The sequence below is a fragment of the Nocardiopsis sp. YSL2 genome, assembly GCF_030555055.1.
Lineage (GTDB): Bacteria > Actinomycetota > Actinomycetes > Streptosporangiales > Streptosporangiaceae > Nocardiopsis.
This window is the reverse complement of sequence record NZ_JAMOAO010000001.1, coordinates 4,300,850-4,323,019: the sequence shown is the minus strand read 5'-3', so window position 1 is coordinate 4,323,019 and position 22,170 is coordinate 4,300,850. Positions and strand designations below refer to the sequence as shown.

Below are 22,170 nucleotides of genomic sequence, written 5' to 3'. Positions count from 1 at the left end.
GGCGCCATGCCGAAGATCACCGACGAACGCCGTGAGGAGCGCCGCCTGCAGATCGTGCACGCCGCCATGAAGTGCGTGTCCGCGCAGGGCTTCCACAAGACGACCATGGCCGATGTGATCCGCGAGTCCGGGATGTCAGCCGGGGCGGTCTACGGGTACTTCCGCAACAAGGAGGACCTGATCATCGCGATCGCCGACAAGGCCATCGCACTGGCCGACCGGACCATCGGGGAGCTCCTCGAGGCCGAGCCCCTTCCGGCCCTGCCCGAGATGGTGGAACACATCACCACCACGATCACCGGCTATGAGCAGGGCGAGCAGGGCGACCTCACCCGTGTCGCGGTCGCGGTCTGGGCCGAGGCCATTCGTGACGACGCCGTCCGCGAGCTGGTGACCACCCGGTTCCGGCGGATACGCGGCCGCTACTCCGAGCTCGTCCGCGCCCAACAGCGCGCCGGCCGCCTCGACCCCGCCGAGGACCCCGAGCTCGTGGCCCAGGCCCTGTTCGGCCTCATGCCGGGCTTCCTCCTGCAGCGCCTGCTCATGGCCGATGTCGATCCCGACTCCTACGCGCGCGCCGTGCGCGGGCTCCAGGGGATCTCCGACGCTTCCTGACCGCCCTCGGGGCTCCGGTACGGCCTACCGGGCCGCCCCTCCCCCCGGCCGTGATCGGGCCGTCCCGGAGACCACCACCCCGCCCGTCGGCCTGCCCCATCGTCGTCGCGCTTCTGTCGGAGGCGCGCCCGGGTGACCGCACGCGACGGGAGAAGCGGTGGCAGTGTGACCCGCGAGCCGCCCCTGCCTGAACGGCGCGCGGGGAATCGGCCTCCGACACTGGCCAAATGCCGCAGGAGCGGTACCGTCGAAGGGACAGCCCGCGCCGCGGACGCACGTCCGGCTGAGCTCCGGGACACCGCAGACACCGAGGTGGGACAGCGTGGCACCACACACTGGATCGGCGACGGCCACACGCATCGTCGAGCTGGAGCTGATCGGGCTGCGGGACTCGGCCGCCGGCCGCGGCGCCGGTGCGGGCCCGGTCCTGGTGCGCGTGGCCGACGGCGAGGGTGTCAGCGGCTGGGGCGAGATCCCCTGGGCGGGCCCCGCGCAGTGGGAGGCCCTGACCACGGGCTTCGCCCCCGCCCTGCTCGACCACACCTGGCTGCGCCCCACCGAGGCGTGTGGGGCCTGGGCGGACCTTCCCTGGGAGCCGGCCGTGGCGGGCGCCCTGGACACCGCCTGCTGGGACCTGTGGAGCCGCCAGCGGGGGACTCCCCTGGCCCACGCCCTGGGCGGCGAGCGCACCGCGCTGACCGCCGGGGTGACCCTGGCCCGGCAGGTCACGCTGGAGTCCGTCGTCACCGAGGTGAACCGGCAGGTCGGCGCGGGTTTCCGGCGCATCCGCCTGGAGATCGAACCCGGCTGGGACGCCGACGTGGTCCGCGCCGTCCAGGGCAGCTTCCCCTTCCTCGTCCTCCAGGCGGACGCGGGCGGCCGGTACACCGAGTCGCCCGCCGACCTGGAGTCCCTGCGCGCGCTCGACGGCATGGGCCTGCTGGCGATCGAGGACCCCTTCGACCCCGACGACCTGGCGGCCCACGCCCGTCTGGCGGGCGAGCTGCGCACCCCGGTGGCGCTGCACCGGTCGCTGACGTGCGTGGCGGACCTGGGCGCGGCCATCCGCGCCGAGGCCGGGAGCGCCGTGAACGTGGACCCGGCGCGCCTGGGCGGCCTGACGGAGGCCCGCCGCGCCGTCGACCGGGCCGTGGACGCGGGCTGGACCGTCTGGTGCGGTTCGTCGTCCCGCACCGGGGTCGGCCGCGCGGCCACCGTGGCACTGGCCTCGCTGGCCGGGGCCTCGCTGCCGGTCGAGGTCCCCGGAGCCGGGAGCCGCGGCCGGGACCTGGTCACGCCACCGGTGCGGGCGCACGAGGGCGTGGTCCCGGTACCGCTGACCGAGAGCGGCCTCGGGCACGGCGTCGACCGGGCGGCGGTGGCCGGCCACACGGCCCGCGCGGTGGTCGTGGACGCCGACGGACTGCGCGAACTCCCCACCCGCCGCGCCCGCGGACGGCGCTCGCAGGAGCGCTGACCGCTCGATCCGCACGCCGCGCGCACCCCGGGCACCCCGGGCACCGGGCACCGGGCCCCGAGCCCCGAGCCCCGAGCGAGCCCGCTACGCGGGCCCGGCCCCCGGCCCCACCCCGGACACCCACCGCGCACGGGTGAGCCCGGCCACCACAAACCGAACAGTGTTAGGTAGAGTGACCGCATCGTCCGGCCCCCAGCCCGGACCCCGACGAACGGAGACCATGGTGCGCGTATTCGCCGACATCCAGGAACTGACCGCGGCCCAGGGCGAGACCCTCGGCCCCACCGACTGGGTCCGGATCGACCAGACCCGGATCGACACGTTCGCCGACGCGACCGGCGACCACCAGTGGATCCACATCGACCGTGAGAAGGCCGCCGCCGGCCCCTTCGGGACGACCATCGCCCACGGCTACCTGTCGCTGTCCATGCTGGCGTTCTTCTCGCCGCAGCTGCTGACCGTCACCAAGCGGCCGGCCATGACCGTCAACTACGGACTCAACAAGGTCCGCTTCCTCCAGCCCGTCACGGTCGACTCGCGGATCCGCGACACCGCCGTGCTCTCCGAGGTCAAGGAGACCCCCAAGGGGACGCTGCTGACCGTCTCGCACACCGTGGAGATCGAGGGCCAGGAGCGCCCCGCCCTGGTCGCCGACTCCCTCGGGCTCTGGGTGGCCTGAGGGGTCCGGCTCACCGCACCAGACGCCGCAGGATGCGCTGGGCCAGGCCCGGGGTGAACCAGCGCAGCTTGCGCTCGGCCCGCTGGGCGCGAGCCTTGAACTGCCTCACCCTGCGCTCGGCCCGCTCCATCCGCTCGCGCAGCTCCGTGAGGCTCTCCTGTTCCCCGGACTCGTCCGCGGGCCGGCCCACGAACGCGGTGGAGGTGGTCCAGTGCACGCCGTGGACCTCCTCGACGACCCGGTCCAGATCCCGGCCCGTCGCCTTGGGCTCCAGCCGGCGGGCACGCGCGAAGGCGGCCGTGCGCTCCAGGCGCAGTTCGCCCTCGCGCGCGGCGCCGCGCAGGAGTGCCCGCAGCAATCCGGCTCCCGCTCCGTCAGCGGCGGCCAGCAGTTCCTCGACCGCACCGGCGACGGGCACCGGGCCCGCGGGCAGGTACAGACGGAAGGGCACCCGCGGATCGTCCTCGGGCGGGTCCTCGGTCAGTCGCACACGAGGGTCGTTCCGGAAGAGGTCCTCCAGCAGGAGCGGGTCGGGGGCGTTGGCCCGCCCCGCTTCGGTGTCGGCGGCGCTCCAGGATCCGCGCAGCCACAGCCGGATGTCGGGCGTGGTGCCGTTGAGCAGGGCGCACGCGCTGGTCTCGACTTCCTCCTGCGTGGCCCCCTCCGTCTCCAGGACCACGTCGGCCAGGGGCAGCTCCCGGAGCGGCCCCGGTCGGCGCCGGCGCTCCCGGGAGTCGGGGACCCGCGCGGCGACATACGCCTCGCGCAGCCGCGCGGCCGGGGCGTCCGCGGCCCCGGAGGCGGGCCCGGCGGGCTGCCCCAGGCGCCACGCACCCGCGTCGGCGTCCTCGACGAACACCGCTCCGCGCTGGGCCACCCTGTAGGCGAACTCGGCGTCACCGCCCGAGGCCGCGTCGCGGTCCATCCCCGCGACCTCGTCGAACATCGTCCGGTGGAGTGAGCCGGACTCGCCCGTGAAGACACGGGAGGCGGCCGTGCCCGCGCAGACCGGCGGGGCCCCGGGCCCGGTGCGCTCGGGCGCCTCCGCCCCCTCCCGCTCCCGCCCGGCATCGGCGAACAGCGTCCGAGTGGTCCCCTCGAGCACCGACCTCAGGACCCGGTCGGGAGAGGGGAGCTCCGCGCCCGCCTCCACGGGCCGCGTCCCCGCCACCACCACCGCGTAGTCCACGAGGTGGTGCCAGCGCATCTGCGACTCCACGTGCTCGCGGTCCACGAGCACGTCAGGCCTCAGGCACAGCACGACCTGCCCCGTCGACGCGGCCACACCGGCGTTGACCGGGTGCGCCGACGCGCCTTCACCCGGCGTGACCAGCCGTGTGTGCTCCGGACGCACGGAGGGAAGGCCGGCCGGTGGCTCCGCCCGCTCGGCGACCACCACGACCTCCGTCAGCTCGGCGGGGTAGCTCTGTCCCGCGAGGGCCGCCAGGACCGGGGCCAGGGTGTCGTCGCGGGCCCCGACCGGGACGACCACCGACACCGACAGGCGCGGCTCCCAGTGCCCCAGGGCCGGCGGGTCCAGCTTCGCCCGGTCGTTGCGCACCAGCCTGGGCTGCTCCGCGAAGTCCAGCACCGCCGGGGGCGTCGTGCGCACCCCGACCGTGTCGGCCCCCCGACGGGACTCCTGTGCTCGCCGCGCCGCCTCGTCAGCCGTACTCACCGGTTTCCTCCCACGTGTTCGGCGCTGTGCTCCCGGTGGCCGAACGGCAACGGTTCGCCCTCCAGAATCGCGCTGGGGCGCCAGCCGGACCACTGGTCGACCCGCCGCTGAATGAAGTAGGCCATGTCCTCGTTCCACGTGTGTCCGGCCGCCGCGCGGCGCAGGACGTAGCCCAGGCCATGGCCGGAGTGGATGCGGCCGCCGTTGTGGAGCAGGGCCGTCATCAACTGGGTGTCGATCGCGCGGGGCAGCGGGCGGAACCCGCCGACCTCCTCCCACACGCTCCTGTCGAACATCAGCGTCCCGCCGGAGACGAACCGGATGGGCAACTCGCTCTCCTTGCCGCGCCGGACGGTGAGGTCGAGCTCCTGCAGGTACACGAAGTCCTGCACGTTGCCGACCAGGTCGGCACCGGAGTAGGCGCGTGACAGCAGCAGGTCGGACAGGTGGTCGGGGCCGTACCAGTCGTCGTCGTCCCACTTGGAGACCAGATGGCCCGACACGCGGTCGACGGCGTCGTTGAGGACCGATCCGAAGATCTGGTCGGTACCCGCCTCGTGCACCGTCAGCGGCAGACCCGTCGCGACGAACTCCCGGATCGCGGCGTCCACCTCCGGGAGCGAGGCCGGGAACCCGTGCAGGGTGAGGACCACTTCGAGGCGGACCCCGCGCTGGCGGGCGATCTGGGCGAGGGCGAAGCCGACCATCTCCGGGCGGCGGGTGCACAGGATCACCGACACCCGCGGTTCCGGCGCCACGGGGATACCCGCGTGTGCGGCCAGGGCGTTCCAGCGCGCCCGCTGGCCGTGGGTCCGCAGCGCGGCGCGGCGCAGCCGGACGCTGTGCTCCTCGCGGCGCAGCGCGTCGGCCAGGTCGGCCTCGTCCGCGTCGGTCAACAGGTCGACGAGGGTGTCCCCCAGTCCGTCGGCCCAGCCGGGCACCGGTCCGCTCAGGAGCGGTACCCCTCCCGCGGCCAGCGACGCCACGGCACGCACCACCCCGGCTGGGCCGCCGTGCCCCTCCCAGTGCACGCGCACCCCGCGCAGGTAGCGCATCGCGTCGAGGTGGACGTCGGTCACGGTTCCGTCCGCGGCGAAGGCGGCCAGGACCTTGCCTCCGTCGCGGACCACCGTGCGCCCGTCGACGGCGGCGAGGTCGGCGACCGGGCCCTTGACCCACGCTTTGAAGCCGACCGGATTCACCGTCCGCTCGTCGATGGGCGGTACCGCGAGAGTGGGGTCGCTCTCGCTGATGCGCAGCGCGGGCGCGGCCGCCTGGACCGCGTCCGCCGGGAGGAGGTCCCACACATCGGCGGTGCTGGCCCGGCGGTCGCGCACCGGGATCTCGTCGTCCTCCCACGCGGGCAGGTCCTGGCCGCCGTCGGTGCGCAGGACCAGGTCCACCGCCGGGACCGCTTTGAGGCGCGGAGCCGGTCCCGCCGGGGCCGTCCCCAGGGCGCCGGGATCGCCCGCGCGCCAGCCGGCGGCCTCGGGACCGTACAGCGCGGCGACCGGCCGCGGACTCGGTACCGGCCTGCGCCCCCCGGTCCCGTTGAAGACCCCGGCGACCACGGGCGCGACGGGCGTTCCGCCCGGGAAGAAGAACTCGCAGAGCCACCCGTGGCGTCCCGCCCGGCGGACGCTCATCTCCTGGAGTCCGCGCCACTCCCCCATGCCCGGGGAGGCCGGGACGGGTGGGCGGCTGTGCGAGGGCGTGTCCGTGACGATGACGAGGATGTGGGCGGCCGCCGGGAAGCCCGTCAGGCACGTCACGGCTCGGCGCAGGTCGGTGTAGGTCGCGGCCACGACGACGCACAGCCCGAGCGAACCGACCCTGTCCTCATCGCCCGTCCCGGTGAAGGACAGGGGCCCACCCACCGGGTGGGTGTCCAGGTCCACGAGGCGGTCATGGCGGCGCAGGCGGAGGCGATCGAGCGAGTCCAGCGTCCGGTTGGCGTTCCCGGCACGACACAGGACGGCGGGTTCGTCACCGCGCGTGCGCAGGGCCTGGCGTAGGACGGAGGTGATCATCGTGCGACCTCGAATGGGTTGGGTACGCGGTGCGAAGACCCGTCGAACAAGTGACTGCCGGGCTCAGAGTAACCAAAGTGAACACGGTGCGTGTCGCTTGGATCGCGTGTCGTGAAAAGAGCTCGTCAGCACCGGTACGTGGCCCAGGCAGCCGCGGACCGCCTCCGTCCCCGTCCCTCTCAGCGGGCGATACGGCGCAGCGCGCGGCGCGCCAGGCCCGGCGTGAACCAGCGCAGTTTGCGCTCGGCCCGCTTGGCCCGTCCCCGCATACGCTCCACCTCCGCCAGGGCGCGGTCGAGCTCGCGGCGCAGCGCCTGAGGACTCTTGGTCTCGACGCCCTCCCCGCCCTCCTCGGGCACGACGCAGTCGTTGCCGGGAATCCAGTACGTGCCGTAGACCTCTTCCACCGTTCGATCGAGCCGCTGGCCCTCGGCCGCGGGCTCCAGGTGGCTCGCCCGGGCGAAGGCGGCCCTGCGCTCCAGGCGCAGAACGCCGTCGTCGGCGCGCGCCACGCCGGGCAGGGGCGCGCACACCAGTCCGGCGCTCTTCTTGTCGGCGGCCCCGATCAGGTCGGCCACGAGCGTGGAGACCGGCGTGGCCCCCACGGGCACGCGCAGCACGAAGGGCACCCGGGAGTCGGCCGGCGGAGGCTCCTCCACGAAGCGGACCCGCGTATCGCCGCGGAAGGTCTCCTTGACCAGCCGCAGGTCCAGGAGCTCTTCGTCCAGGGGCGCGCGGCGCCCGTCGTCGAGTTCGCTCCAGGGACCCACCATCCACACCCGGATGTCCGGGGTCGTGCCGTCGAGCAGCGCGGCGGCGGTGGCGTCCACCTGCTCCAGGGTCGCCTCCGCCACCTCCAGCACGACGTCGGCGTAGGGCACGTCCCACACGCGGTCGGGGCGCCTGCGCCGCAGGTGGAAGTCGGGCACGCGGTTGGACACGTACGGGGCCCGGTAGCGCATGCCCGCCTCGCGGCGCGTCTGCATCTGGGTGCGGCCCAGGTGCCAGCTGCTGGTGTCCAGGTCCGGGATGAACACCGCTCCCTGCTGGGAGACCCGGTAGGCGAACTCGGAGTCGCCGCCGAGGATCAGCTCGCCGTCCAGACCGCCCGCCGCCTCCAGCAGGGTGCGGTGCAGGGATCCGGTGGCTCCGATGAAGACCTTGTAGGCGAGGCGGTCGGCGGAGCGCAGTCCGTCGCGTTTGGCGATGTGGTCCTCGACCCAGTGCGGGTCGGCGCTCTCACGGTCGAAGAGGGCGTCCGCACGCCCCTGGGCGACCTCGTCGCGCACGTACTCCGGTGTCATGGCCTCGGGGTCGAAGTCGACGAACAGCTTGTGCCCCATGGCCACCCCGTAGTCGACGAGGTGGTGCCAGCGCATCTGCGACTCCACGTGCTCGCGGTAGACGAGCATGTCGGCGTCCAGCCGCAGGACGACCTGGCCGGAGGAGGCGGCCACACCCGAGTTGACCGCGTGCGCCGACCCCCAACCGCCCGGCTCGGAGGTGATCAGCCTCGTGTTCTCGGGGCGCACACGGGGCAGGGACAGCGGCTCGGGCGAGCCGTCGTCGACCACCACCACCTCGGTCAGGTGCGCCGGGTAGCTCTGCGCGGCCAGCGAGGCCAGGACCAGGGCGAGCTTCTCCGGGTGTCCGTGGGCCGGGATCACCACACTGACCGACAGGGTCGGGGTCCACTCCCCCAGGGCGGGCGGTTCCAGCGGCGAGTAGTCGTTGCGCGTCAGGCGCGGCTGTTCGGTGTAGTCCGCCGTGCCCAGCGGAAGGGCTCGTACTGAACGCGGATCGTCTGCGGCCGGCCCCCGGCCGGTGTCCAAGGTAGTCAACGGAGTCCCCCCGTGTACTCGGTGACGGGCTGGCCCAGCGGTGTCGGCTCCCCCTCCAGGAGGGCGCTCGGGCACCAGCCGGACCACTGTCGCGTGTGGTCGTGCAGGAAGAAGGACATGTCCTCGGACCAGGTGTGGCCGCCGCCGGTGCGGCGGAGCACGTACCCGAGTCCGTGGGCGCGGTAGATGCGTCCACCGCCGCGGATGACGGCGATGAGGAGCTGGGTGTCGATGGCGCGCGGCAGTGGCCGGAAGCCCCCGACCTCCTCCAGTACCGCCCGGTCGGTGAGGATGGTGCCCCCGGCGATGAACCGGGTGGAGGCCTCGGACCGGCGGCTGCGCCAGAGGGTCAGGTCGACCTCCTGGAGGTAGACGAAGTCCTGGCCGACACCGACGAGCTCTCCGCCCGAGTAGGCACGGGCCAGAACGAGGTCGGCCAGGTGCTCCGGGCCGTACCAGTCGTCGTCGTCCCACTTGGCGACGAGGTCCCCGGACGTGCGGCTGACGGCGTCGTTGAGCACCGTGCCGAAGATCTGGTCGGCGTCGGCCTCGTGCACGGTCAGCGGCACGCCCGTGGCCTCGAACTCGGCGACGGCCGAGGCGACCTCGGGCAGGTCCGCCGGGAAGCCGTGGAGGGTGAGCACCACCTCGACGGACACACCCCGCTGCCGGGCGATCTGGGCGAGCGCGAACCCGACCATCTCCGGCCGGCGGGTGCACAGGATCACCGACACCGTCGGCTCCGGCGGGAGGGGTACGCCCGCCCGGGCGCCCAGGGCACGCCAGCGGGCGCGGTGGCCGTGCGTGCGCAGCGCGGCGCGGCGCAGCCGCACGCTGTACTCCTCCCGGCGCAGGGGGTCGGCCACGTCGGACTCCTCCGCACCGGTGATCAGGTCGGTCAGGACCCGCCCCAGTCCGCCTGCCCAGGCGGGCACCGGGCCGCTCAGCAGGGGCACACCGCCGGCGGCCAGGGAGGCCACCGCGCGGACGGCGGCGCTGGGCCCGGTGTGCCCGGACCAGTCGACGCGGACTCCACCGAGGTGCCGCAGCCGGGCGAGGTCGACGTCGGTGACCGTCCCGTCCGACGCGATCGTGACCAGGTCCTTCTTCCCCTCGCGGACCACGGCGTGCGATCCGTGGACCGTCAGGTCGGCCAGCCGCCCCTCGGCCACCCTGGAGAACCCGGTGGGGTTGACGGTGAGTTCGTCGATGGGTGCGATGGTGTGGACGCGGTCGTCCTCGGGCCTCTCGTCCGCTCCGCCGACCTGGCGGGCGCGGGCCGTCCCACCGGTGATGGCGGCCCAGGAGTCGGACGAGGTGGTGCCGCGGTCCAGCGCGGGGACGGTGGTGTCCGTCCACTGCGGCGCCGGTTCCTCGCTCACGCGCAGCGCGAGGTCGCCCAGGGGCGTGACCCGGCGCAGCGGGACCGGGCCGGCGGCTTCGACACCGTGGACTCCGGTGTCGCCGGGCCGCCACAGCGCGCCCTCGTGCCCGTTGATGACGGACAGGGGGGCGACGGCGGGGCCGCGGCGGCGGCCGCGCGTGCCGTGCATGACCGCGTCGAGCACCTCGGAGGTCTCGACGGCGTTGGGGAAGAACAACTCGCAGAGCCACCCGCGCCGCCCGACGCGGCGGACCCGGACCTCCTGCACGTCGCGCCACTGGCCCATCCCCGGGGAGGCGGGGATCGGCGGCTCCTGGAGCCCGGTGGTGTCGACCAGCGCGACCACCACGTGCACGGCGCGCGGCAGGTGCACGCTCACCGTGATGGCCCGGTTGAGGTCGGTCGGGGTCGCGGCGACCACTGCGACCAGCCCCGCCTCCTGCTCCCCCAGGACGGATACGCCCATGGGATGCGTGTCCAGGTCGATCACGCGGTCGGCGGGCCATAGCGGCAGGCGGTCCAGCGGGACCCGCGCGCTCTCGTGGGCGCCGGTGTGGCACAGCACGGCGGGTTCCCGGCCTCGCGTGCGCAGGGCGTTCCGGACTGCGGTGGTGATCATCGGGCGACCTCGGGTGTGTGGACGGGTACGGCCGGAACCGCGTGGCCGGGGGCCGGGCGGTGGGCGGCGGACGGTGGCGGAGGGCCGGCGCCCTCAGACTCCCTTGCGGCTGAACACGTGGGCCCCCTTCTCGGCGTGCTCCTCGGTCCGGTGGAGTTCGGGGTGTTCGGCCAGCCAGCGGTCGCCGATGGCCCGTTCGTCGGGCCGGTCGGCGTCGTCCAGAACGAACACGACGTCCTCCGTGCAGCGCGGCATCAGAGCGGGCAGCGCGGGGTAGCGGGCGTGCCGACCGGTGGCCTTGGGCGGGCCGTCGACGAACACGAGGCCGACGCCGTCCAGGTCGTCCAGGACCGCGGCGTCGTACCAGCGGTCGGCCGTGGCGACCTGCTCCTCGCCGACGGTGACGATGGCGGCCTCGACCTCGGTCAGGGGCGCGGTGCGGACCTCGACGATGTCGTCCAGCCCGTGGGAGGCGACGAGGGCGCGGCTGAGTTCGGCGTAGCGGGCGTCGTGCTCGACCGCGACGAGCCGGCCGGCCCCGGCACGGCGCAGCGCGTAGCCCAACCAGACGCTGGAGGCGCCGCTGCCGAACTCCACGACCAGATCGGGGCGCAGGCGGTCGATGTGGCGCACCAGCACCCGGAGGACGTCCGGGGAGGCGGCCCATCCGCGCAGCGGTGGCATGAAGGGGGCGGTGTCGAGGTGCCGGCTGAGTTCGCTCCAGGCCACCTGCTGCTCGTAGTCGTGGCGGCCCTGCCTGGTGACCGCGCCGGTGATCTCGCGGGCCAGCCTGGGCAGGGAGTGCGACTGGATGCGGTTGACCCGGGCGCGGGTGGCGTCCATGGCGCGGATGGTCTCCAGGCGGTCGCGACCCAGCGTCTCGGTGACCGTGCGGGTCTGCGTCCGGATCTCCAGGGACACCTCGCGCATGGAGCGGCGCAACAGGAGCACGGCCGCGCCCAGGGCGGCCACCGCGCCGGCCGTCACGACCAGCCCGGTGGCGATGAGGGCCTCCGCCACGGTCAGCGGTCCGAGCACGCCCAGGGCCGTCGGGGCGACCAGCGCGGCCAGCCCGACCGCTGCGGCGGCGATGAGGAGAGGGCGGCGTCCGCGTCGAAGCGATCGCATGGGTGGGTACCTCCGGAGTTTCGGACACGGCACATGGGGCGTGCGGGGGACACGGCGGCGTTCTCCGTGCGAAACGACCAGTTCCGCAGAGTTTTCCGGCTCTGCCGGGAAGACCACCGGAAGTGGTGTCGAGACTAACGTTGCACGGGATTGTCCCGTCCCCCCAAAGGGGGAATCACCGCCGAAATGGCAACCAATTACCCCGTTGTTCATCCGTTCCTCACCCCGACCTCGACTGCGGGAGGTGCGATGTTCCCATCGCGGGTGCGCTCACCATCCGGTGGCCTCCACAAGGGCCTCCTCGACCATCGGTTCGAGGGTGTGCGCATAGGTGGCGGTCATGTGCGAGTGGTCCCAGAACACCAGCACATTACCCACGATCGCGTCACATTCGCCTGAAGGACACACGTAACCGGTCAAATCGGTCGTAGTCACGTTGTCGGGCAGGTCCATGCCCGCCACCGGGTCGGTGGCGGCCTGGCTGTAGGTCGCCGGCGAGGTGCACCGGTCCGGGTTCCCCCGCTCCACGCACTCCGCGCTCTGGTAGTCCAGTCGGGGCAGGTCGCGCATGCCGATGACGTCGATCCCCAACTCCCGCAGCTGGAGCCAGCGCTCGACGAAACCGTCCGGGACGGTCTCGCCCGCGGGTGTGGCCCGTGTGGAGGAGGTGAACACCGCGTCGGGTCGCACCCGCTCCAGTTCGGCCATGGCCTTGGCGTCCCATTCCTGGCACTCGGTGAACACCTCGCCGTCCCGGTAGGGGATGTCGGTGCTGAACTGGCAGCCGCTCTTGGTGAAGGACACCAGCCGCCACCCGTGCTTGTCCGCAGCCGCCGCCACCGCCGGATACCAGTGGGCGGTGCGCGAGGCCCCGACGAAGGCCAGGGTGTGCTCGGCGTCGGTCGGACCGCGGTCGCACACCACCAGGTCGGTGGAGGCCAGGTTGACGTGGCAGCCCTCGGTGTGGTGCGTGGACAGGTCGGTCCTGGCGTCGACGGGGTCCGGCAGGACCGGCAGGTCGCCCAGGCTCTCCAGGGTGTTCGACTCGGCGACCGTGAGCGCGCCCGGGTAGCTCTCCGGCTCCCCCGCGTGTTCCCTGCGGATGCGCTGGTCCTCGGAGATCTGCCCGGACCAGGCCAGGGAGAGGGCCACCACGGGCACCAGGAAGGAGGCGGCCAGCCCCAGGGACCAGGCGGGGGTGCGACGCCGGTCCGCCCGGGTGAGGCGGTCCGTACCGCCCTCGACGACCTTGTGCGTCACCCACGCCAGGGCCAGGGCCAGCCCCATCACCAGGGCTCCCCCGGAGGGGCTGGCCAGCGCGCGGTCGGTGACGTAGAGGTAGCAGACCAGGATCGGCCAGTGCCACAGGTACAGCGCGTAGGACAGCCCGCCCAGGGAGGTGAGCGGGCGCCAGGTGAGCAGGCGGTCCGCACCGAACCGGCTGCCGGTGGTTCCCGCCAGGATCACCAGGACGGCGGCGCCGGTGGGCCACAGGGCGACGTAGCCGGGGAAGAGCGTGGCCACCGGCAGCAGGAATCCGCAGGTGACCAGGCCCAGCAGCCCGACCCAGCCCATGACCGTCCGCAGGCGGACCGGAAGGTCGAACCGGTGGATGGTCAGGGCCAGGATCGCACCCAGGGCCAGCTCCCACAGGCGCGCGCCGGTGTCGAAGTAGGCCCAGGCCTGGTCGGAGTCGGTGATCCACACCGAGTAGGCCAGGGAGCACACGAAGACGGCGGTGACCGCGGCCAGGACCGCGCGCCGGGCCGGCACCCGGGTCCGGGCGGCCACGAGGGCGGCCAGGGTGATGAGGATCGGCCACAGGACGTAGAACTGGCCCTGGATGGACAGCGACCAGAAGTGCTGGACGGGACTGGGCGCGGCGTCCCTGGCCAGGTAGTCGACCGCGGCACGGGCCAGCGCCCAGTTCTCGTGGTACAGGGCCGCGGCGCGCACCTCGGACATGATGTCGGCCCAGCGCGAGCGCGGCAGCCAGAAGTAGGTGGCGGCGAGCACGCCGACGAGTGCGACCGCCGCCGCGGGGGCGAGCCGGCGGATCAGGCGGGCCCAGAACGCCACGAAACCGATGCGGCCGTCCCGTTCGAGGGCGCGCATCAGGGAACCGGTGATGAGGAATCCGGTCAGCAACAGGAAGACGTCAACACCGCCGGAGACCCGGCCGAACCAGATGTGGTAAACGGCCACGAGGACGACGGCGATCGCGCGCAGGCCCTCGATCTCGGGCCGGAATCCGGTGCGGCCCCGGGCAGCGGAGCCGGTGGCGGAAGGGGCGCCCGCCGGCGCGGCAGCGGCCCCTGGAGTGGAAACAGACATGAATGGGGACGGCCTCAGGAGAAAGTGGTGTTGTCGTGAGAACGAGGCATTCGCACGGGTCGGCCTCGAATGCGACGATGAATTATCGTCCTTTCCGGTGCCGCCCGGGTGAAGTCGGGGAGAACTCCCGAGCAACGCCGCGGGTCGGTCTCGGTCCCCGTGGCGGGCGCCGGTCCTCGGCGGCCGGTCCCCCCGCGCCACGCGGACCGACACGAGCGGACCCGAGACGACCACCCTCGGTCATCGCCCCCGGCAGCGGCGACCCCCGCACCGGCGTCGTTTATTCCCCGGGACCGGTGTCGAGAGGCTGACATCGGAGACTCCGCGCACTGGCTGATAGCTTGCTCGGTAGCGATCTCATCGCTGGTAAGCCCGACGATTCGCGTCATTGGAAAGGTGCGTCAGAGATGTCTGCGCCATACTCGCTGCCCGAACTCACCTACGACTACGCGGCCCTGGAGCCGTGGATCTCCGGTCAGATCATGGAGCTCCACCACTCCAAGCACCACGCTGCCTACGTCGCCGGTGCCAACACCGCGCTGGAGCAGATGGCGGAGGCCCGGGAGTCCGGCAACTTCGGCACCATCCCCATGCTCGAGAAGAACCTCGCGTTCCACCTCGGCGGCCACGTCAACCACTCGATCTTCTGGCAGAACCTCTCGCCCGAGGGCGGCGACAAGCCGTCCGGCGAGCTGGCCTCGGCGATCGACGACCAGTTCGGCTCCTTCGACGCCTTCCGCGCGCACTTCGGCGCGGCGGCCAACAGCATCCAGGGCTCCGGGTGGGCGATCCTCGCCTACGAGCCCCTGGGCCAGCGCCTGATCATCGAGCAGCTCTACGACCAGCAGGCCAACATCCCGCACAGCACCACCCCGCTGCTGATGCTGGACATGTGGGAGCACGCGTTCTACCTGCAGTACAAGAACGTCAAGGCCGAGTACGTCAAGGCGTTCTGGAACGTGGTCAACTGGGCCGACGTCCAGGCCCGCCTGGAGAAGGCCCGCTCGGTCGAGTTCTAGACCGACGCGCCCGAGCGGCGCGAGCAGCGTCGGCGTCACAGCGCGCCTGCCCGGACACGGCGGGCACGGCAGTGGACGCGTGACGCTGGGGCGTGTGGAACACACCTGAGGGCGGCACCACCCGGTCGGGCGGTGCCGCCCTCATGCTGTCCGGGCCGGGACGACGGTCAGACGACGACCCGGTCCGGGTCGGCGACCACGGGTCCGTGCCGGTCGAGTTCGCGCCAGGCGCGGCCGAGCCGCCAGACCAGCTCCCGGGTGGTCTCCTCGTCGAAGGCGAAGGGAAGGCGGAAGTACTCGTCGTACCGGCCGTCCTCCGAGGCCGACATCAAGGGGCCGGGGAGCAGCTCGACGTCGTGGCACAGGGCCACCTGCGCGAAGGCGCGGGCGTTGACCCCGGGCAGCTTCACCCACAGGGCGGCTCCACCGTCCGGCCGCTCCCACTCCCAGGTGGGCATGGCCTCGCCCAGCAGCGCCTCCATGCGGTGCAGCGACTCCCTCAGGTGCTCGGAGCGCGCGGCGGCGAGTTCGTCGTAGCGCGACAGCAGGCGCACCGCGACGGCCTGGTCGAGTAGCGGACTGCCGAGGTCGGCCAGGACCTTGCGGCGGCTGAGCCGCATCGCGATCTCCGCCGGGGCCCGCAGCCAGCCCAGGCGAAGGCCCGCCCACCCCACCTTGGTCAGCGACTCGACGGTGATGACCTCCGTGCCGCGCGGGGCGAACGCGGCGAGCGGCGGAGGCTCGTCCTCGGCGCGCATACCGGTGTAGGCGCTGTCCTCCAGCACGGGCGTGCCGTACCGTGCGGCGAGCTCGCCGACCTCGCGCCTCCGGGCCGCGCTCATGAGCCGGCCGGTGGGATTGTGGTAGGAGGGCATCACGTACAGCAGGTGGGGCGTGTACTCGACGATGGCCCGGCGGAGTGCGTTGGGGTCGATGCCCTGGTCGTCCAGGGGGAGCGGGTGGAAGGCCGCCCCACGGTCGCGCATCAGGTCCAGGCACCCCGCGAATCCGGGGTCCTCCGTGACGACGGGTGAGCCCTTGCGCAGGTAGAGCTGGGAGATGAGCGCGACGGCCTGGTGGGCGCCGGTGGTGACGACGATCTGGTCGGGCTCGGTGGGCAGCCCCTGACGCTCGTAGTGGTCGGCGATGGCCTGCCGCAGGACCGGCAGCCCGCGCGGGTGGTAGCTCTCCTCCGCCATGAGGACGGGCAGGTCCCGGTCGACGACCTCGCGCACGGCCTCCTCCACGATGCTCAGCGCCGGAGTGCGCATACAGGCCACCGAGATGACGCGCGGCGTCTCCCTCAGCAGGTTCTGGTACATCGGATTGGCGATGCTGCCGGGCACCCAGCCGTCGCCGCGAACCGGCCCCACGCTGGCGCTGACACGGGTACCGCTGCCCTGCCGGCTCTCCAGGACGCCCTCCGCGCGCAGGGCGTCGTAGGCCGAGACCACCGTGGTGCGGCTGATCCGCAGCGCGGCCGCGAGCGCGCGCTCGGAGGGCAGCCGTTCCCCGGCCAGGACGGTCCCCTGGGTGACGAGGCCGTGCAGGGAGTCGGCGAGGCGCCGGTAGAGCGCGCCACCGCCAGCCGACCACGCGCCGAGGTGGTCCACCAGCACGCCCGCTTCGCGAGAAGAGTCCATTTACCGCTCCATTGGATCTGTCCGGATGGACTGCGTCTCTCCATACTGGCATCAACGAGAGGGATACCACCAGAACCAAAGTGGCCCCTTCACAGCCAGTCCACTCTCCGGGGGAGAACCCATGCCGTCCCTGATCCCGCACCAGCGCACCTCGGCCCGCCAGGCGGCGGAGATCGCCGTCCCGGCCACTCGGTCCGCGCCCGCCGGGCCCGTGGCCGGGGCGGTGCTCGTCGAGGCACGGACCCTCACCGCCCCCGGCGGCGACCGCTGCGCACTGTTCGCACTGGTCCTGGCCATGCGACGGCGCGCCGAGGACCATTCCGGCCATCTGGAGGAGGTCCACTTCTCCGACGAGGGTGATCGCGCCCGGACCGTGTCGCGGTGGCGGTCGGCCGAGGAGCTGCGGACCTTCGTGGAACAGGCGCACGACGACCTGCTCGACTACCGGGCCGGGAGCGGCGCGTTCCCCACGGTGGAGCGGACCCTGTGGTGGGCCCCGGCCGACACGGAGGTGACGGCGGCCGAGGCCGACCGGCGCGCCGGGCACCTGCGCGCGTGCGGCCCGGGCCCGTACGCCTTCACCCTGGCCTCCCCCGTGCCCAGGCCGGCGGACCGCGGGGTCTCCTGAGGGGGCGGTCTCAGGCGGGGTGGCGGGCGGCGAAGGCCGCGGCGTCCCAGGTACCCCCGAGTGCCGGCGCCAGCGCGGCTCGGGCGGTGTCGGCGAACGCCGCGGCGTCGAGTCCGCCGCTGCCCTCGGGTACGCAGCCCAGCAGCGGACCCGCGCCCATGGCCGGCAGGTCCACCAGGTTGCAGCGCACCGCCAGATCGGGTTCGCGCGGCCAGGCGCCCACCACGACGCCGACCGGTCCCAGGCCCCGGGCACGCAGTGCCTCGCCGGTCAGCGCCGTGGCGTTGAGCGTGCCCAGGTCGGGCCGCGCCACCACCAGGACCGGTGCGGACAGCAGGACGGCGGCGTCGGCGAGGGTCTCGCCCTCGGCGTTCAGCCGCACCAGCAGTCCGCCCGCTCCCTCGACCAGCACCAGGTCGTGGTCGGCGGCCAGGCGTACCGCGGCGTCGGCGACCTCCTCGGCCCGCACGCACCGGGCGCCGCACCGGGCGGCGGCCGTCGCCGGGGCCAGGGGGTCCGGGTAGCGGACGAGTTCCTCGGTGGCCACGCCCGGGGCCAGCCGCGCGACCTCGGCGGTGTCACCCGGCTCACCGGCGGCGACCCCCGTCTGCGCCGGCTTGAGGACCGCCACCCGCCGCCCGGCGTCCCGCGCCGCGGCGGCGACCGCGGCCGTGACCACGGTCTTGCCCACCCCTGTGCCGGTACCGGTCACCACCAGCAGGCTCACCGCGCCTCCAGCGAGGCCCGGGCCGCGGCGACCATCCCCGCGGCGATCGCTCCGACGTCCTCGTCGGTGCACACGTAGGGCGGCATGGCGTAGACCTGGTTGCGGAAGGGGCGCAGCCACACCCCCGAAGCCACCGCGGCACGCGTGGCCTCGCCCATGCGCACCGGTTCGTCGAGCTCCACGACGCCGATCGCGCCCAGCACCCGCACCTCGCGCACCCCCGGCAGCTGCTCGGCCGCGGCCAGCCCCGTGCGCAGCCCGGACTCGATCCGCCGTACGTCGGCCCGCCAGTCCCCGCCGGTGAGCAGTTCGACCGAGGCCAGAGCGGTGGCGCAGGCCAGCGGGTTGCCCATGAACGTGGGCCCGTGGGCCAGGACCGGCACCTCCCCCTCGGCGATGCCCCGGGCCACCCGGCCCGTGCACAGGGTCGCGGCCAGCGTGAGGTAGCCCCCGGTCAGGGCCTTGCCCAGGCACATGATGTCGGGGGTGACCCCGGCGTGGTCGGCGGCGAAGAGCTCGCCGGTACGCCCGAAACCCGTGGCGATCTCGTCGAAGACGAGCAGCAGGCCGTACTCGTCGGCGATCCTCCGCAGCTCGCGCAGGTATCCGGGATGGTGGAAGCGCATGCCGCCCGCGCCCTGGACGACGGGTTCGACGATCACCGCGGCCAGGGTGTCGGCGTTCTCGGCGGCCAGGCGCTCGAACTCCGCCACCCAGGACGGATCGACCGCGGTGTCGAAACCTCCGCGGAGGACTGCGCCGGAGGCGTCGGTTGAGGGTGGTGGCCCGTTCCCTCCCGCTTCGCGCCCCACGGGCGATGGCGGGCGACGGGTGGGCGCCGGCCCGTGCACCTGGCGCGGCAGGACGTCACCCCACAGGGAGTGCATCCCGCCGTCGGGGTCGCACACGCTCATCGCGTGGAAGGTGTCCCCGTGGTAGCCGCCCCGCCAGGTCAGGAAGCGGCGGCGCTCGGGGCTGCCGGTGGAGCGGTGGTACTGCAGGCACATCTTCATCGCGACCTCCACCGACACCGAACCGGAGTCGGCGAGGAAGACGTGCTCCAGCCCGTCGGGGGTGATCCCGACCAGCGTCCGGCCCAGTTCCGCGGCCGGACCGTGGGTCAGCCCGCCGAACATCACGTGGCCGAACGCGTCCAGCTGGGCCCGTACCGCCGTGTCCAGCGCGGGGTGGCCGTAGCCGTGGATCGCCGACCACCACGACGCCATGCCGTCGACGACGCTGTGCGTCTCGCCCTCCGACCACAGTTCCAGCCGGGTGCCCCGCGCCCCGGTGACCACGTACGGCTCCTCGGCGGCGGGGACGGTCGTGTACGGGTGCCAGAGGTGGGCGCGGTCCGCGGCGCGCACGCGTGCGGGATCGACAGGGGTGGACGTCATGGTGCCTCATTGTTCACGGGACGCACCGGCGGCGGCCACGCGAGCGCCGCCAGGAATCGCGGCCGAACTTTGTGGGCTTCCGCGGGTGACGGCCCAGGCGGCGACCGGCAGAGTCGTAGGAGCCTCCCTGGCACGTGGACCGGACCGTCCCAGCGGGATTGGCCGCCGCTGGGCCGGTTCCCACCGGGCGTCGGCGACGGGGCGGACCGTCGCGGCCCCGTACCGCCCGCGCCGCCGTCTCCCGGCCCCCGTCGCCCCCGCCCTCGCCCTGACCCGACCGGAGTGTGCCCGCCCCCGTCACCGACCGAGGAGACCGCCGACATGGACAGCGCCACCGTGCCACCGCGCCCCTGGCCCCTGCGCGCCGGCGCCCCCGGGCCGACCGGGTCCGGCCCGTCCCTGCCCTTCGCGTGGTTGGACGGAGCCGCCCGCCGACGCGCCGAGGCCGGGCTGACCCGCCGCACGGTGCCGCGGCCGGTCGACGACGGGCTGCTGGACCTGGCGGGCAACGACTACCTGGGCCTGCTGCGCCACCCGGACGTGGTGCGCGCGGCGGCCGACGCCGCCTACGCCTGGGGTGCGGGGGCCGGCGGATCGCGCCTGGTCACGGGTGACACCGAGCTGCACGGAGAGCTGGAGCGCGAGCTGGCCGACTTCTACGGCACCGAGGCCGCGCTCGTGTTCTCCTCCGGGTACGCGGCCAACCTCGCGATGGTCACGGCGCTGGCCGCCCCCGACGACGGTGACGTGCCCCTGGTGGTGTGCGACCGCTACAACCATGCCTCGCTGATCGACGCCACCCGGCTGGCCAAGGCCTCCGGCGCGCGGGTGGCGGTCTTCGACCACGCCGACACCGGGCACGCCGCGGCGGCCCTGGAGGGCGCGCGGGACCGCGCCCTGGTGCTGAGCGACACGGTCTTCTCGGTGGACGGCGACCTGACCGACGTCGCCGGGCTCGCGGAGACGGCGCGCGGTGCGGGCACGACCGCCCTGCTGCTGGACGACGCGCACGGACTGGGCGTCGTGGGCCCCGGCGGGCGCGGCGCCCTCACCCTCGCCGGGCTGCGCGGGGCGCGCGACGTCGTGGTGTCGGTGACACTGTCCAAGTCCCTCGGCGCGCAGGGCGGTGCCGTGCTCGGTCCGCGCCGGGTCATCCGCCACCTGGTGGAGACCGCGCGCACGTTCGTGTTCGACACGGGACTGGCGCCGGCGCCGGCGGGCGCGGCGCTGGCCGCCCTGCGCGTGCTGCGGACCGAACCCGAGCGCGCCGACGCTGTCCGGCGCCGGGCCCTCGAACTGTCGGAAGGGCTGCGCGAGCGCGGGCTGACGGTGAGCACCCCGGACGCGGCCGTGGTGTCGGTGATCGCCCCGTCCCGCGAGTCCGCGCTCGCGTGGCGCTCGGCCTGCCTGGAGCAGGGGGTGCGCGTGGGGTGCTTCCGTCCGCCGTCGGTGCCCGACGGGCGGTCGCGGCTGCGGCTGACCGCCCGGGCGACCATGGACGACGCCGCGGTGCGCCGGGTCCTGGACGTCATCTCCACCACGTGCCCCGGGTAGCCTGACCAATGCTGGAGCCCTTGTTCGGGAGGCGGTAGCAACGGTGTCTGAGCGCGGTGACGACGGGTTCGAGGCGAAGGTCCCCGAGAACACGCCCGGGTCCCCTTCCCCCGACGCCCGAGCCGACGACGGAGAGCGTCCGGGCGGTCACGCGCCCGTGGGCGAGAACGCCGGTACGACGGGCGGCGCGGCACCTCGGCCGCGGGGCCGTCGCAGGGCCCGCGCGGCCCTCGTGGCCAGCGCCGTCCTCGCCCTCACCCTGATCGTGACTCTGGTCGTGCCTCCGGCACGCGACGGCCTGGTCAACCTGTGGTGCGAGGTCACCGACGGCGTCTGCCCGGTCGAGGAGCTGCCGCCCATCACCGAGGACGAGGAGACCGACCCCCGGGTGCGCATGGAACCGGAGGAGGCGGCGCTGTGGGGCAACTACGTGGCGCTGGGCGACTCCTACTCCTCCGGGGACGGCGCGGGCGACTACGACCCCGCCACCGCCGAACCGGGCGGGTGCTGGCGTTCGGAGCACGCCTACTCCCGACTCATCGAGCAGGAGTTCGACTTCGCCGGCGCGCTCGGCTTCTACGCCTGCAGCAGCCACCGGGCCACCCACATGCTCGAGCAGCTCGGCACCCCGGAGTCGCAGATCGAGCGGGTCACCGAGCACACCTCGCTGGTCACGCTGGGCATCGGCGGCAACGACCTCGGCTTCATCCCCGTGCTGCGCACCTGCATGGTGCGGATGCCCCTGCTCGACAACGGCGCCTGCCAGGCCCAGGAAGGGGAGATCGGCCGGCGGCTCGACGCGTTCGAGGAGGACCTGGCCGAGGTCCTCGGCCAGATCCGCGACCGCGCCCCGGACGCGCGGGTGCTCGTCCTGGGCTATCCGCGACTGTTCCCCGAGGACCCGCAGGGGATGTACTACACACTGACCGTCAGCGACCAGCAGTGGTTGAACGGCGTCGGCCGCGACCTCAACGAGCGCATCCGCGACGTCGTGTACGAGGTGGACGGCGACGTGTACGGCGGTCGCGGCTCCGGCAGCGTCGAGTACGTCAACACCTACAGCGCGCTCAACGGCTACGAGGTGAGCGCGGAGAAGGCCTGGCTGAACGGCATCGTGCTCGGCCAGCTCGGTGAGGGGCTGCGCGTGGACCGCGCGAGCTTCCACCCCACGGCACAGGGACAGATGTCCATCGCCGACCGGGTCCGCCAACAGGTCGAGCAGGGCCCCGAGCGCGTGCTCTACGTGTCACGGGAGACCCTGGCGAGCGTCGACGACGACCGCCTGGCCGCCGAGCTCGGCGGCCCCCTCGCCCCCGTGGTCGGGCCGCCCGCGCCCGGCGCCGAGGCGAGCGGCGGCTAGCGGGGCGCAGCGGCCGACGGGGCGCCGCCGGACCTGCCCGACGACGCCCCGAACGGC

At 73.8% G+C, this 22,170-nt stretch carries 16 protein-coding genes; 7 read left to right on the top strand and 9 right to left on the bottom strand.

Annotated features, from left to right (window positions below):
- The first annotated feature begins 6 nt into the window (after positions 1-6).
- The 3 genes from M1P99_RS19080 (at position 7) to M1P99_RS19070 (ending at position 2,771) form a co-directional block, all read left to right on the top strand.
- Positions 7-615: a TetR/AcrR family transcriptional regulator gene (locus M1P99_RS19080; RefSeq protein WP_304453960.1), complete on the top strand. Its 609-nt coding sequence runs from the start codon at positions 7-9 to the stop codon at positions 613-615.
- A 322-nt stretch (positions 616-937) separates the two neighbouring features.
- The gene (locus M1P99_RS19075; protein ID WP_304453959.1) at positions 938-2,092 is read left to right on the top strand and encodes an enolase C-terminal domain-like protein; all 1,155 of its coding nucleotides are present in this window, start codon (positions 938-940) and stop codon (positions 2,090-2,092) included.
- Positions 2,093-2,312: 220 nt separating this feature from the next.
- A complete protein-coding gene (locus M1P99_RS19070) occupies positions 2,313-2,771 on the top strand; it encodes a MaoC family dehydratase (RefSeq protein ID WP_179821941.1) in 459 nt (152 codons plus the stop codon).
- 10 nt (positions 2,772-2,781) lie between these two features.
- On the opposite strand, the gene M1P99_RS19065 is transcribed toward M1P99_RS19070, so the two are convergent.
- The 6 genes from M1P99_RS19065 to M1P99_RS19040 all read right to left on the bottom strand — a co-directional run bounded on the left by M1P99_RS19065 (position 2,782) and on the right by M1P99_RS19040 (position 13,785).
- Positions 2,782-4,449 (bottom strand): glycosyltransferase family 2 protein, encoded by a 1,668-nt coding sequence (locus M1P99_RS19065; RefSeq protein ID WP_304453958.1) that lies wholly within the window; start codon positions 4,447-4,449, stop codon positions 2,782-2,784.
- Positions 4,446-6,479 carry a glycosyltransferase family 2 protein gene (locus tag M1P99_RS19060; protein ID WP_304453957.1) on the bottom strand — a complete coding sequence of 678 codons (2,034 nt, stop codon included), beginning with the start codon at positions 6,477-6,479 and terminating at the stop codon, positions 4,446-4,448. The genes M1P99_RS19065 and M1P99_RS19060 overlap by 4 nt, the downstream gene beginning before the upstream one ends.
- A gap of 179 nt (positions 6,480-6,658) precedes the next feature.
- Complete coding sequence (locus M1P99_RS19055) at positions 6,659-8,254, bottom strand: glycosyltransferase family 2 protein (protein ID WP_304455751.1); 1,596 nt, start codon at positions 8,252-8,254, stop codon at positions 6,659-6,661.
- 62 nt (positions 8,255-8,316) lie between these two features.
- A complete protein-coding gene (locus M1P99_RS19050; RefSeq protein WP_304453956.1) occupies positions 8,317-10,323 on the bottom strand; it encodes a glycosyltransferase family 2 protein in 2,007 nt (668 codons plus the stop codon).
- Positions 10,324-10,416: 93 nt separating this feature from the next.
- Positions 10,417-11,451: a class I SAM-dependent methyltransferase gene (locus M1P99_RS19045; protein WP_304453955.1), complete on the bottom strand. Its 1,035-nt coding sequence runs from the start codon at positions 11,449-11,451 to the stop codon at positions 10,417-10,419.
- A 270-nt stretch (positions 11,452-11,721) separates the two neighbouring features.
- Positions 11,722-13,785: an acyltransferase family protein gene (locus M1P99_RS19040; protein ID WP_304453954.1), complete on the bottom strand. Its 2,064-nt coding sequence runs from the start codon at positions 13,783-13,785 to the stop codon at positions 11,722-11,724.
- Positions 13,786-14,192: 407 nt separating this feature from the next.
- Here M1P99_RS19040 and M1P99_RS19035 point away from each other — a divergent pair, with 407 nt between their 5' ends.
- Positions 14,193-14,804: a superoxide dismutase gene (locus M1P99_RS19035; RefSeq protein WP_304453953.1), complete on the top strand. Its 612-nt coding sequence runs from the start codon at positions 14,193-14,195 to the stop codon at positions 14,802-14,804.
- 167 nt (positions 14,805-14,971) lie between these two features.
- Here M1P99_RS19035 and M1P99_RS19030 read toward each other — a convergent pair whose 3' ends face one another.
- Positions 14,972-16,447, bottom strand: coding sequence for a PLP-dependent aminotransferase family protein (locus M1P99_RS19030; protein ID WP_304453952.1), 1,476 nt, complete (start codon positions 16,445-16,447; stop codon positions 14,972-14,974).
- A 121-nt stretch (positions 16,448-16,568) separates the two neighbouring features.
- Between M1P99_RS19030 and M1P99_RS19025 the strand changes: the two genes are divergently transcribed.
- Positions 16,569-17,075: a DUF3291 domain-containing protein gene (locus M1P99_RS19025; RefSeq protein WP_304453951.1), complete on the top strand. Its 507-nt coding sequence runs from the start codon at positions 16,569-16,571 to the stop codon at positions 17,073-17,075.
- 10 nt (positions 17,076-17,085) lie between these two features.
- Here M1P99_RS19025 and bioD read toward each other — a convergent pair whose 3' ends face one another.
- Positions 17,086-17,802 (bottom strand): dethiobiotin synthase, encoded by a 717-nt coding sequence (bioD, locus tag M1P99_RS19020; RefSeq protein WP_304453950.1) that lies wholly within the window; start codon positions 17,800-17,802, stop codon positions 17,086-17,088.
- The gene (gene bioA, locus M1P99_RS19015; protein ID WP_304453949.1) at positions 17,799-19,199 is read right to left on the bottom strand and encodes an adenosylmethionine--8-amino-7-oxononanoate transaminase; all 1,401 of its coding nucleotides are present in this window, start codon (positions 19,197-19,199) and stop codon (positions 17,799-17,801) included. The genes bioD and bioA overlap by 4 nt, the downstream gene beginning before the upstream one ends.
- A gap of 321 nt (positions 19,200-19,520) precedes the next feature.
- On the opposite strand from bioA, the gene M1P99_RS19010 reads away from it, so the two are divergent.
- Positions 19,521-20,753 carry an 8-amino-7-oxononanoate synthase gene (locus tag M1P99_RS19010; protein ID WP_304453948.1) on the top strand — a complete coding sequence of 411 codons (1,233 nt, stop codon included), beginning with the start codon at positions 19,521-19,523 and terminating at the stop codon, positions 20,751-20,753.
- Between the two features lie 43 nt (positions 20,754-20,796).
- The gene (locus M1P99_RS19005) at positions 20,797-22,113 is read left to right on the top strand and encodes an SGNH/GDSL hydrolase family protein (RefSeq protein ID WP_304453947.1); all 1,317 of its coding nucleotides are present in this window, start codon (positions 20,797-20,799) and stop codon (positions 22,111-22,113) included.
- Positions 22,114-22,170 lie beyond the last annotated feature (57 nt).

Coding starts and splice junctions, on each gene's coding strand:
- M1P99_RS19080 (WP_304453960.1), top strand. CDS start 7: ATGCCGAAGATCACCGACGAACGCCGTGAGGAGCGCCGCCTGCAGATC.
- M1P99_RS19070 (WP_179821941.1), top strand. CDS start 2,313: ATGGTGCGCGTATTCGCCGACATCCAGGAACTGACCGCGGCCCAGGGC.
- M1P99_RS19060 (WP_304453957.1), bottom strand. CDS start 6,479: ATGATCACCTCCGTCCTACGCCAGGCCCTGCGCACGCGCGGTGACGAA.
- M1P99_RS19050 (WP_304453956.1), bottom strand. CDS start 10,323: ATGATCACCACCGCAGTCCGGAACGCCCTGCGCACGCGAGGCCGGGAA.
- M1P99_RS19045 (WP_304453955.1), bottom strand. CDS start 11,451: ATGCGATCGCTTCGACGCGGACGCCGCCCTCTCCTCATCGCCGCCGCA.
- M1P99_RS19040 (WP_304453954.1), bottom strand. CDS start 13,785: ATGTCTGTTTCCACTCCAGGGGCCGCTGCCGCGCCGGCGGGCGCCCCT.
- M1P99_RS19035 (WP_304453953.1), top strand. CDS start 14,193: ATGTCTGCGCCATACTCGCTGCCCGAACTCACCTACGACTACGCGGCC.
- M1P99_RS19030 (WP_304453952.1), bottom strand. CDS start 16,447: ATGGACTCTTCTCGCGAAGCGGGCGTGCTGGTGGACCACCTCGGCGCG.
- M1P99_RS19025 (WP_304453951.1), top strand. CDS start 16,569: ATGCCGTCCCTGATCCCGCACCAGCGCACCTCGGCCCGCCAGGCGGCG.
- bioA (WP_304453949.1), bottom strand. CDS start 19,199: ATGACGTCCACCCCTGTCGATCCCGCACGCGTGCGCGCCGCGGACCGC.
- M1P99_RS19010 (WP_304453948.1), top strand. CDS start 19,521: ATGGACAGCGCCACCGTGCCACCGCGCCCCTGGCCCCTGCGCGCCGGC.